The 12,923-nt window shown below is 67.3% G+C and carries 15 protein-coding genes; 8 read left to right on the forward strand and 7 right to left on the reverse strand.

Annotated elements, in window-relative coordinates:
* The first annotated feature begins 54 nt into the window (after positions 1–54).
* Positions 55–822: a PEP-CTERM sorting domain-containing protein gene (locus AC07OY_RS12755; RefSeq protein ID WP_495042954.1), complete on the forward strand. Its 768-nt coding sequence runs from the start codon at positions 55–57 to the stop codon at positions 820–822.
* A 58-nt stretch (positions 823–880) separates the two neighbouring features.
* Here AC07OY_RS12755 and AC07OY_RS12760 read toward each other — a convergent pair whose 3' ends face one another.
* The 3 genes from AC07OY_RS12760 to AC07OY_RS12770 all read right to left on the reverse strand — a co-directional run bounded on the left by AC07OY_RS12760 (position 881) and on the right by AC07OY_RS12770 (position 2,508).
* Positions 881–1,399, reverse strand: a complete 519-nt coding sequence (locus AC07OY_RS12760) for a GNAT family N-acetyltransferase (RefSeq protein WP_439464501.1) — start codon at positions 1,397–1,399, stop codon at positions 881–883.
* Between the two features lie 130 nt (positions 1,400–1,529).
* The gene (locus AC07OY_RS12765; protein ID WP_495042955.1) at positions 1,530–2,183 is read right to left on the reverse strand and encodes a 3'-5' exonuclease; all 654 of its coding nucleotides are present in this window, start codon (positions 2,181–2,183) and stop codon (positions 1,530–1,532) included.
* Between the two features lie 10 nt (positions 2,184–2,193).
* Entirely contained in the window at positions 2,194–2,508 is a 315-nt protein-coding gene (locus AC07OY_RS12770; protein ID WP_495042956.1) for a nucleotide pyrophosphohydrolase, read from the reverse strand.
* A gap of 401 nt (positions 2,509–2,909) precedes the next feature.
* Between AC07OY_RS12770 and AC07OY_RS12775 the strand changes: the two genes are divergently transcribed.
* The 6 genes from AC07OY_RS12775 to AC07OY_RS12800 all read left to right on the forward strand — a co-directional run bounded on the left by AC07OY_RS12775 (position 2,910) and on the right by AC07OY_RS12800 (position 8,237).
* Positions 2,910–4,001 (forward strand): SGNH/GDSL hydrolase family protein, encoded by a 1,092-nt coding sequence (locus tag AC07OY_RS12775; protein WP_495042957.1) that lies wholly within the window; start codon positions 2,910–2,912, stop codon positions 3,999–4,001.
* Positions 4,002–4,029: 28 nt separating this feature from the next.
* Positions 4,030–4,698 (forward strand): OmpW/AlkL family protein, encoded by a 669-nt coding sequence (locus AC07OY_RS12780; RefSeq protein WP_495042958.1) that lies wholly within the window; start codon positions 4,030–4,032, stop codon positions 4,696–4,698.
* 145 nt (positions 4,699–4,843) lie between these two features.
* Positions 4,844–5,224 (forward strand): hypothetical protein, encoded by a 381-nt coding sequence (locus AC07OY_RS12785; RefSeq protein ID WP_495042959.1) that lies wholly within the window; start codon positions 4,844–4,846, stop codon positions 5,222–5,224.
* Between the two features lie 78 nt (positions 5,225–5,302).
* Positions 5,303–5,914, forward strand: a complete 612-nt coding sequence (locus tag AC07OY_RS12790; protein WP_495042960.1) for a PH domain-containing protein — start codon at positions 5,303–5,305, stop codon at positions 5,912–5,914.
* Between the two features lie 624 nt (positions 5,915–6,538).
* Positions 6,539–6,961 (forward strand): GNAT family N-acetyltransferase, encoded by a 423-nt coding sequence (locus AC07OY_RS12795; protein WP_495042961.1) that lies wholly within the window; start codon positions 6,539–6,541, stop codon positions 6,959–6,961.
* A 136-nt stretch (positions 6,962–7,097) separates the two neighbouring features.
* Entirely contained in the window at positions 7,098–8,237 is a 1,140-nt protein-coding gene (locus AC07OY_RS12800; protein WP_495042962.1) for a GRAS family protein, read from the forward strand.
* On the opposite strand, the gene AC07OY_RS12805 is transcribed toward AC07OY_RS12800, so the two are convergent.
* The 4 genes from AC07OY_RS12805 to AC07OY_RS12820 form a co-directional block, all read right to left on the reverse strand.
* A complete protein-coding gene (locus AC07OY_RS12805; protein WP_495042963.1) occupies positions 8,238–8,684 on the reverse strand; it encodes a DUF6265 family protein in 447 nt (148 codons plus the stop codon).
* A 35-nt stretch (positions 8,685–8,719) separates the two neighbouring features.
* Positions 8,720–9,553, reverse strand: coding sequence for a DUF6597 domain-containing transcriptional factor (locus AC07OY_RS12810; protein ID WP_495042964.1), 834 nt, complete (start codon positions 9,551–9,553; stop codon positions 8,720–8,722).
* 196 nt (positions 9,554–9,749) lie between these two features.
* Entirely contained in the window at positions 9,750–10,379 is a 630-nt protein-coding gene (gene queE, locus AC07OY_RS12815) for a 7-carboxy-7-deazaguanine synthase (RefSeq protein ID WP_495042965.1), read from the reverse strand.
* Positions 10,376–11,470 (reverse strand): 6-carboxytetrahydropterin synthase, encoded by a 1,095-nt coding sequence (locus tag AC07OY_RS12820; protein ID WP_495042966.1) that lies wholly within the window; start codon positions 11,468–11,470, stop codon positions 10,376–10,378. The genes queE and AC07OY_RS12820 overlap by 4 nt, the downstream gene beginning before the upstream one ends.
* Positions 11,471–11,543: 73 nt before the next feature.
* On the opposite strand from AC07OY_RS12820, the gene AC07OY_RS12825 reads away from it, so the two are divergent.
* The gene (locus AC07OY_RS12825) at positions 11,544–12,905 is read left to right on the forward strand and encodes an MFS transporter (RefSeq protein ID WP_495042967.1); all 1,362 of its coding nucleotides are present in this window, start codon (positions 11,544–11,546) and stop codon (positions 12,903–12,905) included.
* Positions 12,906–12,923: the final 18 nt, after the last annotated feature.

The following is a 12,923-nucleotide window of genomic DNA, read 5'->3' on the forward strand; positions in this document are numbered from 1 at the left end:
CGGGGCCTTCACCGCCGCACCGGACAGTGCGGCGATCTTCCCCTGGAGACCCTCATGAAAAAGCATCTCGCCCTGGCCGCTGCAGCCATCGCCGCCATCGCCTCCCAGAGTGCCGTCGCCGCCCTGGGCGCCGGCGATCTCGTCTTCACCGCCTTCAATGCCGACGAGGACGGCTGGGCCATGGTGGCCTTTGCCGACATCACCGCCGGCACCACGGTCTACTTCGGCGACAACGAATGGAACGGCAGCGCCTTCAACACCGGCGAGAGCTTCCACAAATGGGTCAGCGGCAGCAGCACGATCGCCGCCGGCACCGTCATCCGCTTCAGCAAGACCGACCAGGCCTCGCTGTCGTCCTCGCTGGGCACGCTGAGCCGTGAAGCGGTCAGCGGCAGCGCCAACTACGGCACGGCCAACAGCAATGAAGTCATCTACGCCTACCTGGGCAGCAGCGCCACGGCCCCGACGACCTTCCTGAGCGCCATCACCAACGGCAACTTCGCCGTGGACGGCAGCATTGCCGGCACCGGCCTGACCGAAGGCCTGAACGCCATCCGCCTGAACAAGAACGCCACCGGCACCACGCCCGACTTCGGCCAGTACAACGGCCCGCGCAGCGGCCAGGCCAGTTTCGCGGCCTACAAGGCCCTGGTGGGTGATGTGTCCAACTGGACCGTGGACACCAGCAACGGCAACTACGCCGGCACGGTGCCCGACGCGACGGCCTTCGCGGTGACGGCCGTGCCGGAACCCCAGACCTACGCGCTGATGCTGAGCGGTCTGCTGGCCGTCGGCTTCATGGCCCGCCGCCGCAAAGGCTGATCCCCAGCCCTGAACGACAAAGCGCCCCGCGGGGCGCTTTTTTCATCGCGCGATCGTCTCAGACGAGAGAACGATGCAGGCGGATCTCTTCGACGCGGGCGCCACCGACTTCCGTCGTGCGTGCGCTGCCCAGCTCGCGCTTGAAGCCGGCCAGCTCGAAGAAGCGCAGGGCGCGCTCATTGCGCAGATAGCACCACAGCGTGGCCTTGGTGCAGCCCTCTTCCTGCAGGCCGTCGCGCGTGGCATCCCACAGCGCCAGGCCCACGCCCTTGTCCCAATGGACCGGGTCGGCAAACAGAGCCCAGACCTCGCCGGTCGTGGCCGGCGTGCCCTTGTCGCGCGAACGGTCGAAGCCGGCGAAGCCCATGATCTTGTTGTCAAGATGAGCCACGATGACCTGCGGCTCGCAGAGGTCGATGGCTTCACGCCAGAAGGCCTGGCGCTTTTGCACCGACATCGCATCCAGCGCGGCAGCGGGCAGCAGGGCCTTGTAGGCATCCTGGCTGGCGGCGACGTGGATCTCGGCGATGGCCTTGGCATCGCGCAGGGTGGCGGGGCGAACCTGGATCACGGACATGGAAACTTGAAATAGCACGGGACGAAAGGGCGCGATTGTCCTTGCCCCGATTCGCCAACTGGGGTCTTGACAGAATTTTTTATGGGCCCACTGCGCGAACTCGTCACGCACATCGAGCCTGGTTCTGCACTCAGGCCAGCACCGTCGCCGCGCGCCTGCCCTTCACATGCTCGACCAGTCCCCGCCTGAGCCAGCGCAGCGGCGTCTTCTGCAGTTGCTGCATCAGCGCATGGTCGACGGCCATGCCGCCGAGGTCCATGGCGAAGCGACGCGCGACCTCCGCTTGAACTTTCAGTAACAACTCCGCCGTCACGCGCGCATCGGCCATGGCCCGGTGGGCACGGCCATCGAAGCGGATGTCGTGGAACTGCGAGATCGCTCCCAGGCCATGGCTTCTGGCCTCGGGCCAGAGCCGGCGCGACAGCAGGACGGTGCAGGCGAACTCGTGGGCCGGGTCGCGAACCAGGCCGGCTCTCTCCATCTCGGCCAGCCAGAAGCCCCGATCGAAAGAAGCGTTATGCGCCACCAGCGGACAGCCCGCGGTGAAACGGGCCAGTTCGCACATGACGCTGGCCGAGTCAGGCGCATCGGCCAGCATCTCGTTGCTGATGCCGGTCAGAGCCTGGATCTGGGGCGGCACCCAGGCGCCGCTGTTCATCAGGCTGCTCCAGGCATCGACGACGACGCCGTCCCGCACCAGCACGGCGGCGATCTCGGTGGCCCGGCCACCCGTGGTGGGCCCGAGGCCCGTCGTCTCGAAGTCGATGACGGCGATGGTTTCCATCAGGACTTCCTCAAGACTTCTTGGGCGGATGCTTGATGGCATTCATCGCCAGCTTGCGCTCGACGGCGGCATCCAGGTCGACACCGCCATGGTCGGCGATCTGCACGAGATACAGCAGCACGTCCGACAGCTCCTCGCCGAGATGGCGGCGTTGGTCCTCGTCGAGGGTCAGGGATTGCTCGGGCGTCAGCCACTGGAAGATCTCCAGCAGCTCGGCGGCTTCCACCGTCATGGCCATGGCAAGGTTCTTGGGCGTCTGGTAGGGCTGCCAGTCGCGGTCGGCCGCGAACTGGCGCAGGCGCTGCTGCAGGGTCGGGATGTCCATCGGAGGAGCGCTTGGAAGGTCGTTGAAGCGCCGAAAGTGTCCGATGTATTCCTAAACGGTATTCAAGATTTCAAAGGTAGTGGTCGTAGTAGAGCGCCGCCCGCGCTGTGGACAAGCAAAAAAATGCCTTGTGGCACAAGCGCTTGGCTGCGGCACAAGCCTGTGCGCCGCCACCGGGACGAGTTGACCCGCGATTGGGAACAACTTCGACCCAGGCCCTCAGCCTGTGGATATCTGTGCTGTTGTCCCAGCCTCATCCACAGACTTGCTCCTGGCCTTCAGCGTTGATTCTTTACGCGCACTGAGGGGAAAAACGAACGACCGTTCTAAAAAGCTGCCGCTAGAGTTGCGCTCCCGAATTCAATGCGCCGTGCTGTCGCGGTGTCGCCCAGGAGACAACAATGAAACCCTTCCTCACCCGGATCGCCGCAGCTTCGGCGGCACTGATGGCCAGCGTCCTGGTCGCGGGTTGCGGCGGCGGCGGTGCCACGGCCGACACGACGCCCAAGTACACGCCGACCGCCGTGGTGTCCTTCGGCGACAGCCTCAGCGACCAGGGCACCTACAAGGTCGGCACGGTGGCAGCCCTCGGCGGCGGCCAGTACACCGTCAACGGTGTCGGCCCGCACTGGCTGGAGCGCATCGCCACCCTTTACGGCCTGCCCAAGCCCTGCCCGGCCCAGCAAGGCCTGGACGGCCTGGCCTCCCAGGGCTTCGCCGTGCCCGTCAAGAACAACGCCGGCTGCTATGCCTATGGCCAGGGTGGCGCGCGCGTGACCAACCCCGTCGGCCCCGGCAACAAGCTGCTGGGCGGCGCGAATGCGGTGCTGGGCCAGCTCACGGTGCCCGTCGTCACGCAGATGCAGAACCACCTGACGGCCGCCGGCGGCAGCTTCAAGGGCACCGAACTCGTCTTCGTCTATGCCGGTGGCAACGACGTCTTCATCAACCTCGCCACCGTGCAGGCCACCATCGCCGCCGGAGGTGACCCGACGGCCGCCGCCACCCAGGGCGTGACCGAAATGGGCAAGGCCGGCGCCGAGCTGGCGGGTTATGTGAAGGCCCTGGTGCTGGGCAAGGGTGCGAAGAACGTCGTCGTCATCAACCTGCCCGACGTCAGCCTGACCCCCTTCGCCAAGAGCCTGCCCGCGGCGACGCAAGGCCTGGTGCTGCAGATGGTCAACACCTTCAACGACCAGCTCAAGACCGGCCTGGCCGGCTCCGACGTGGGCTGGGTGGATGCCGCCAAGGGCGTGCGCGAGCAGATCGCCGATCCCGCCAAGTTCAGCCTGACCAATGTCACCGTGCCGGCCTGCGACCTCAGCGCCGCCAAGAACCCGCTGGGCTCCTCGCTGGTCTGCAGCCCCAACAACGTCATCTCCGGCGATGTCAGCAAATACCTGTTCGCCGACACCGTCCACCCCACTCCCTATGGCAATCAGCTGCTGTCGCAGGTGGTGTCCCTGGAACTGGCTCGCAAAGGCTGGCTCTGAGTCCGCGTGACCCTTTCAGGAGAACTTCATGAAAAACATCAAATCCCTGTTCGCCGTCGCCCTGGTCTCCGCCTGCGGCCTGGTTCACGCGCAATCGGCCGGCAGCATCGTCGTTTACGGCGGCGCAGCCCAGATCAACCCCCAGGTCGAGAGCGGTGACCTGAGCGCACCCAGCCTGTCCGGCACCAAGATCGACGTGAAGAAGGCCAGCTCCTTCGTCGGCGGCGTGACCTACTACTGGACCGACAACATCAGCATCGACCTGCCCATCGCCGCGCCCTTCAAGCACGACGTGGTCGGCGCCGGCGCCATCGAAGGCTCGGGCAAGCTGGGCACGGTCAAGTCCCTGCCGATGACGCTGCTGGCCCAGTACCGCTTCGGCGAAGCCAACAGCACCTTCCGCCCCTTCGTCGGTGCCGGCCTGACCTATGGCTATTTCTTCAAGCCGCGCGCCACGGCCGCGCTGTCCGGCCTGACCGGCGGCTCGCCCAGCAACCCGACGACCCTGTCGATGAAGCGCAAGCTCGGCACCACCTTCGAGCTGGGCGGTGCCGTCAACGTCACCAAGGACTGGTCCGCCAGCCTGTCGGTCACCAAGACCCTCATCAAGACGACGGGCAGCCTGTCCACCGGCCAGACCATCGAGACCACGCTGGACCCGGTGTCCATCAAGTTCGGCGTCGGTTATCGCTTCTGATCGGCCCAGGCCATCAGCGCAAGGGAGCTTTCGGGCTCCCTTTTTCGTTGGCGCACCTCGGATAGGCGCATGACGGGAAGTTCTCCGACATGCCGCGGTGCGGCGGGCGGACAGACTCGGCCATCCCAGCGAATTCGAGGTCGCCATGCGAATCCATCCCCTTGCACCGCTGATCGTCGTCATTGCCGCCTTGACTGCCTGCAGCAAGTCTGCCGATGCCCCGCGCGCCCCGGCACCTGTTGCCGCCTCGATTGCGCCCAGCGGCTGGGTCGGCCGGTGGCAGGGGCCCGAAGCCACCTTCCTGGAAATCTCCGGCGGCCCCGGGACCTATACCGTCACGGTGCAGAACCTCGACGGGCCGCGCAGCTTCGAAGCCAAGGCCGGCAGCGACACGCTCACGTTCACGCGCGATGGCGTGCTCGAAACCGTCCGCGCCGGCACCGGCCCCGAGACCGGCATGAAGTGGCTGGCCGACAAGCGCGACTGCCTCATCATCAAGACAGGTGAAGGCTATTGCCGCGCCTAGGTGGCCGGCGTTGATATTCACGCGTCCTGCGGCAGGCGGTGGGAGGACACTCGCGCCTCCCTCTAGCGTGGAGCTGTGATGTTCAAGAAACTGGCTTCCGAGGCCCTGGGCCTCAGCGATATCGGCGTCATCGTGCCGGCCGCCGACTTCGGCAAGGTGGACGCCGACGACTACCTGTTCAGCGAGGACGGCGAGAAGATCTTCTTCCTCATCAAGTCCAAGAAGGACGAGTACTGCTTCACCAACCTGGCCCTGGTGCATGTGGACGGCGAATCGGCGGTCTCTTCCAAGCGCGTCATCAAGCGCTACGACTACCTCAGCCACCGCATCAGCCGCGTCACGCTGGAAACCGCCGGCACTATCGACATGGACGTCGAGATCAAGTTCCACATCGGCGAAGGCCCGCCCTTCAGCATCGACGTGCGCAAGAACTTCATCGAGCAGCTGAAGGACCTCTACAAGGCACTGCACAGCATCGGCAAGCTGCAGGAGCGCGACGAGCAGGCGCGCACCATCGCCATGCAATGCCTGGGCGTGACCGGCCAGATGTTCAAGATGGGCCACGAGGTCAGCGAGGAGGCGGTCAGCCGCCACTACCTGCAGCTGCTCAACACCGTGAACAGCGTCGTGCTGGACAAGCTCAGCCGCAAGGACTACGGCGGGGTGTTTGAGCGGTATATCCAGAACTAGCGCGAAGTCAGGCTCCCAAGCCTGTCGAACGGCGGATCAGCGCCTTTCGACGGGGACAACCTGCCTGGCGAGAACCAGCAACCCGGTGTCGCTTTTGCCGGTGTTTCATCGGCACAGTCCTTGTCCATCAAACACTTGCGACGGGGGCGCTGGTTTTATGCAGCAGGGGTTGTCGCTCTAGAACACGTTATGTCTCGCCCTATTAAGCCTCTTGGGAAGTCCGCGCTTGCGTTCGCATGGGTCAATGCGGCCGTCTTCATTGTTGCCGCGGCTTGGGGAACCCATGCAGAGGCGAGTCAGTTGCCACTGGCGGGTCTGCGGCGAATTGCCGGCGATTTATTCATAGCATGGCCACTCGCGGCTTTCGCCAGTTGCGTCGCGGTTCAACTCTCCGTGAAGCGGCTTCGTTCTCGCGAGAGCCTTCTATTCACATCCGGCGTGCTAGCGTGTGCATGGCTCGTACTCGCGCTGTACGTTTCGCCTGGCCCCGCGGTTGGGCTGGGATTGCTCTCGGGCATGCTGTACCGGCATGTGGTCGCGGATGAGGCATAACCTGCCATTGGAGCGGACCGCCTTCGGCGCCCGCTCACCTTCACGTTGGGCTTCGTAGGCACCGCCAATCCTTTGCTCACCATCCGCCCTGCATCGCCCGAAGACGCGGCCGCACTGCAATCCCTCTACGCCGAAGCCATCACCAGCGCCGACTGGCTGCCGGAAAGCGCCAAGCAATCACCGCGCTTCGCCGAGGTCTCCGTGAACGAGGTGGTTCACGTCGCGGTTCGCGGCGATGGCGAACTGCTTGGCCTGGTGTCCGTGCAGGTGGGCGACCCCTTCATCCACCACCTCTATGTGGCTCCGATGGCGCAAGGGCAAGGCGTGGGGCAGCAATTGCTGGCATCACTCCGGCCCTGGCTGCCCAAGCCCTGGCGGCTGAAGTGCGTCAGCCGCAACACACGAGCCATGGCCTTCTACGGCAGGGCCGGTTGGCGCGAGGTGGGCGCCGGCGAATCGGAGCATGGCGCCTATGTGGTGCTCGTCAATGACTGACTGAGCCGCGGCACGCAGGTTTCAATCGTTTCCGAGCGGCGCAACAAATGCAGCCCAAAGTCCGGCTGGCCGCAGCGGTGTTGAAACCCGGCGTCCGCACACTGAAAGGCATTCCAACAGCCTCCGGATGCCCGCCATGCAACTCGCCGCGTCGACTTCCTCCCGTCCCTGCGCCCGCTTCGACGCCCAGGTCGAGCAACTGCACCGACTGGCGCGTGCCGTCGAGGTCGGCAGCCCGGGCGCGCGTGCCGGCCTGCAGCAATGGCTGGACGGCGTGCAGCATTCCGACGACCCGCGCCATGTGGGCCTGTATGTCTTCGGTGCCGCGCTGGCGCAGCGCCTGGAGGGCCGCACGGCCGCCCAGGCCAATCTCTATTTGCAGCGTTACGAGCGCGGTCAGATCGAGCTGTTCAACCTGCTCGGCCGGGCCCTGCCCTTCGTTGGCCTGGCGACGGCGGTCTGCAACCAGGCCATTGCTCAGGCCTGCCGCGGCGCGCGCAGCGCCGTCGTGATCGACGTCGGCATCGGCACCGGCCGGCAGATGCTGCAACTGCTGCCGACGCTGGCCGCGCAGGGCCTGCGCGAGCTGACCCTGATCGGCATCGAGCCGGCCGAAGCCGCGCTGCAGATGGCACACACGCAACTGGTGCAGGCCGCAGGGGAACTCGGCCTGGCGCTGCACATGCTGCCGGTGCTGGGCAGCGTCGAATCGCTGGAGGAGGGCCCATGGGCGCTGATCCGCGGTGCCTGCGCCGGCGCCTCGCCGATCATCAATGCCAGCTTTGCCCTGCACCACATCGACGATGACGCGCAGGGCCGCGATCAGCGTCAACTCGTGCTGCAGCGCCTGCGTGCTCTCGACTCCGCGCTGCTGGTGCTGGCCGAGCCCGACGTCGACCATCTGGAGACAGCCCTCTACCCGCGCTTTCGCAACTGCTTCGCGCATTTCAGCGCCGTCTTCGACACGCTTGACCGGCTGGACCTGGCCCAGGCGGATCGCGATGCGCTGAAGGTCGGCTTCTTCGGCCGTGAGATTGCCGACATCCTCGGCCAGCCCGAGGGCCGCCGCAGCGAGCGCCATGAATCGGCCGCCCAATGGCTGCGCCGCCTCGCCGATGCCGGTTTCGATGTGGCGATCGACGAAGAAGCCGCTGCGGCCGGCACCGCGCTCGGGCCGGTGCAATTGCGCCGTCGCGCCTATCACTGCTCGCTGGAGGCTGGCGGCGAGCCGGTGGTGGCCCTGTTCTGCGCGCGACCGCAACGCGCCCTGCACTAGTCAGCGCGCCACCGGCTTGAACACGAAGCGCTGTGACTTCTCCGTGCCTTCGAGTTCCGCCACCAGCTCGCCCTCGGCATTCAGCAAATAGCGGATCAGCTTGGGATGGTCATGCGCCGGGTTCTCGAAGGTGGCGCTGTTGGGGCCGCTGGCGGTCAACCGGAATTCAGTCTTGGGCTTGCCGCCCGGCTGGGCCACATAGACGACGGCGTCCTTGCGGAACTCCACCCGCAGGAACTCGAAGCCGACGGCGCGATCGCCCTTCAAGGTGCGTGAAACGCCCAGCATCAATCCGCCTGCCTCTTCGGTCCAGCGCTCGTCGAACACCAGCGGACCGGAACGCCCCTCCCAACTGCCCTTCATGAAAGCGAGATCGGCCGGCCCGGCGGCGCTGGCGGCCGTGGTGAGGGTGGCCGCGAGGACGGCGATGACAAGGCGAGCGAGCATGGAAGTCCTCCGTGGGATGGAGTCCCCAGGCTAGGTCAGGCGGCCTTGGCGGTCTTGGACGAAACGGTCAGGAAGAAGTCGGTCAGCGGATCCGCGTCGGCCAGCAACTGGCGTGGCGCCAGGCCGCTGAAGGCACGGAAATCGCGATTGAAATGGGCCTGGTCGCAATAGCCGCATTCCAGCGCCACCTGGGCCCAAGCGCGGGCGTCGGATTCGCGCTGCTGCTCGAACACGCGCTGGAAGCGCAGCAGGCGGGCGAAGCGCTTGGGCGCCAGGCCGACGGCGGCCTCGAAGCGCCGCCGCAGCTGGCGCTCGCCCAGCCCCAGGGCGCTGCCGAGGCTAGGCATGTCCAACTGCCCGGCGGCGGCTTGCAGACGCTGGCTGGCATGAGCCATCAGCGTGTCGGCCGGGCGATGCCGGCCTTGCAGCCAGGCCATCAGCAGCGCCATGCGCGAGGCCGGGCCGCGAGCCCGGCGCAAGCGCGCAGCCAGCGGTGAGAGGTCCTCGCCCAGGGCTGCATCGAGGTCGGTGATGCAGTCCCGAAAGCGCTTCATCGTGCCGTCGACAAAGGCAGCGGCCCCGGCGGGGTGGAAGTGCAGGCCCACCGTGTCGATCTCGCCGGCGGGCTTCACTTCGACGCGATGGGTCATCTGCCCCACCAGCAGCCGTGCGGGCTGCTGCTTCCAGCTGCCGTCGCTGCCCAGTTCCTGGAAAGGTGCGCCGAGCTGGAAGACAAACTCCATGCAGCCATCAGGCAGGATGCGATGACCCTCGGGCAGGGCCGCGGCGCTCGCGCCGCGCATGAACCAGCAGGACTCGACATGGGCCGCCAGTGCCCCAGTCACCGGCAGGCGATCGAACCGCAGCATTCAGTCATCCATTCCGCATTCGCTGTCCCCGCAGTCGACGAAACCGGAGTATTCCGGGCCGAGCGCTGGGCCGCTCCCGAGCCGGCCCGCTATGGCGATGTGCTTGCGGCTCGATGCCGCAAGCATCGCCGTCCCCGCGGGGGACCGGGCAGACTCACCGCGTTCAGCGGTGTGCGGCTGGACGAGGGGCGCCATTTCAGGCAATGCCCACCACCTTGTGCATCTGCACCGACAGCCGCCATTGCGGGTGTTCCATGCAGTACTTCACCGCCGCCTTGGTGTGCTCGCGCTGCAGCACCGAGTCCATGGGCTGCAGGAAGAAGTTCTGGAAGTCCAGATCGGCAAAGCGCTCCGGCTGGGCCAGCGGCTGCGGATAGACCAGCTTGAGCTCATGGCCCGAGGTCAGCACGAGCGGCGCATCGGCCTTGGGGCTGACGCAGATCCAGTCCAGGCCTGGCGGCGCCGGCTGGGTGCCGTTGGTCTCGACGGCGACCTCGAAGCCGCGCGCATGCAGGGCGTCGATGAGCGGCGTGTCCAGCTGCAGCAAGGGCTCGCCGCCGGTGCAGACGACATAAGGTTTCCCACCGCCGGGCCACGCTTTCGCGATCGCATCCGCCAACGCATCCGCCGTCGCGAACTTGCCGCCGCCTTCACCGTCCGTGCCGACGAAATCGGTGTCGCAGAAGGTGCAGACGGCCGTGGCGCGGTCCTGCTCGCGGCCGGTCCAGAGATTGCAGCCGGCAAAGCGGCAGAACACGGCCGCGCGGCCGGCCTGGGCGCCTTCGCCCTGCAGCGTGAAAAAGAGTTCTTTAACGCTGTACGTCATACGGGGATCAATTCTTCGGAGTCGGCCCGGCTGACGATGGCGCCGGAACCGCGCGTCTCGTAGAGGTCGACGCGGTCGATCTGCGGCAGCACGCTGCCGCCTTCGTTCAGCACCCAGGCCGCGATGGACGCGGCATCGCCATCGGGGAGGTTGGCGATCTCGAACAGCGGGTGGTGGTCCAGGCGCTTGAAGAGGGGGTTGAACAGGGTCTTCACATCGCCGAAGTCCACCGTCCAGCCCATGACCTGGTCCAGCGGTGCGGCCAGGTGCAGGCGCAAGGTGAAGGTGTGGCCGTGGATGCCGGCCAGCGGATGGCCCTCGGGCGCGTGGCGCATGCGAACGGCACTGTCCAGCGTCATCTCCTTCCAGATGCGGTAGTTCTGGCCATTGAAGTTGGCGCCGCTGGAGCCGGTCTCGTAGACGGTCACCCAGCTCAGCTCGGGCAGCTCGGGCTTCAGCTTCTGCCACAGCCAGGCCGAGATGTTCTCGCTGGTGGGGTTCTGCAGACCCGGGATGTCGTTCAGGCAGCGGTAGTTCAGCTCGAAATGCAGCGGCGCCCAGACCTCGTCGAGGTGGTCGTAGTCGATCGACAGGTCGCGCTCGCCGAGGTCAGCGTTCGCGTGCAGGATCACCTCGAAGCCATGGCCATGCATGCGGCCGCACTGGTGGCCGGCCGGCACATTCGGCAGCTGGTGGGCGGCCTGGAAGCGGTAGCGCCGCCAGACATGGGCATGGCCGGCGTTGTCCAGGTCCACGCCGCTGTGCGTGGTGCTCTGCACGCCGACCTGCACGATGCCCGGCACCTCGAGGCGGCTGCGCACCCAGCGTGCGAGGTTCTCGTCGGTGGGTTCGGCCAGGTGGTCGTTCAGCAGCGCATGGTCCAGCGGCGCCACCGTGTCGGCCATGCGCGCCCGCAGCGCCTCGACCTCGCCGCCCGGGAAGGCCGCCCAGGCCGCCGGCAGGGCCGTGCGGACGGTGGCGAAATAGCTGTGGCCATGCAGGCCATGGCTGCGGTGCGAGGCGGGCAGGGCGGGAATGCGGCAGGCCGACTCGAAGCCGGCTGAGGCACAGTGCAACACGGAAAGGGACATGCCCCGATTGTCGCGCGGCCCTTTCTGGCCTGTCTTGACTTGAAGTGGGCTTGAGCTTTTAGCCTCCACCGCCATGAATCTTGCCGACCCCGTCGACGCGCCGGACAGCGCGCCTGAAAAACTTTTCGCCCCCGGCCGCAGCGCCGCCTGCATCGGCGCCATCGCGCTGATCTCCATGCTGGCCTTCGAGTCCATCGCCGTCGCCACGGCCATGCCGGCCGTGGCCGAGGCACTGAACGGCCTGCCCTATTACGCCCTGGCCTTCGGCGCGACGCTGGCCACCTCGGTGCTGGGCATGACGGCCGCCGGCCAGCTCTGCGACAAGCGCGGGCCCTACCGCGCGGCGCTCGCCGGCCTGGCGGCCTTCCTGGCCGGCCTGCTGATCGCGGGCTTCGCGTCCTCCATGCCGGTGTTGGTGCTGGGCCGCGCGCTGCAAGGCCTGGGCAGCGGCGTGCTGGGCGTGACGCTGTATGTCGGCGTCGGCCAGGTCGTGCCGCCGTCCCTGCATCCCAAGATGTTCGCGATGTTCGCGGGCGCCTGGGTCGTGCCTGGCCTGGTCGGGCCCGCGCTGGCGTCCTTTCTCGTGCAGTTCCTGAGCTGGCGCTCGGTCTTCCTGGTTGTCGCGGCGGCGGTGCCGGTGGCGGCTGCCCTGGTGCTGCCGGCCCTCAGGCGCGTCGGCACCGGCACCGGCGAAGAGCTGCGCTGGGGCGCCATGCGCTGGGCCCTGCTGGCCAGCGTCGGCGCCCTGACCCTGCACGGCGCCAGCCAGCAGACCGGCACGAACTCGGCCCTGCTGTTCGCGGCCGGCCTCGTCGCCGCCGGCATTGCCGCCCGCCTGCTGCTGCCCACCGGCACGCTGACGGCGGCGCGCGGCCTGCCGACGGTCATCCTACTGCGCGGCCTCATCGCGGCCACCTTTGCCAGCGCCGAGGCCTTCCTGCCGCTGATGCTGACCCAGCATTTCGGCTGGAGCCTGACCCAGGCCGGCATCGCGCTGAGCGCCGGCGCCGTCACCTGGAGCATTGGCAGCGCCGTGCAGGCCCGGGTGCAGAAGCCCGAATCGCGCCGCCTGCTGCTGCCCGCCGGCTTCACGCTGACGGCCCTGGCGCTGATGGTCGTCATCGCGCCGCTGCTGTTCACGGCCCTGCCCTCGGCCCTGGTCTTCGCGGGCTGGGCGCTGGTGGGCCTGGGCATCGGCCTGTCCTTCCCCATCCTGTCGGTGCTGCTGCTCAAGCTGTCGCCGCCCTCCAGCCAAGGCAGCAACACCTCGTCCCTGCAGCTCTGCGACGCGCTGACCAGCAGCGCCGCGCTGGCCCTGGCCGGCCTGCTCTTCGACCCCGTCACGCGCCAGGTCCTGCCGGTGCTGCTGCTGGCGCTGGGCCTGGTGACGGCGGCCGCGCTGCTCAGTCCGCGGGCCCAGCCCAAGACGAGCTGAAAACGCTTTCTCGTGGTG

This window comes from Roseateles sp. GW821-FHT09H10 (assembly GCF_059415865.1).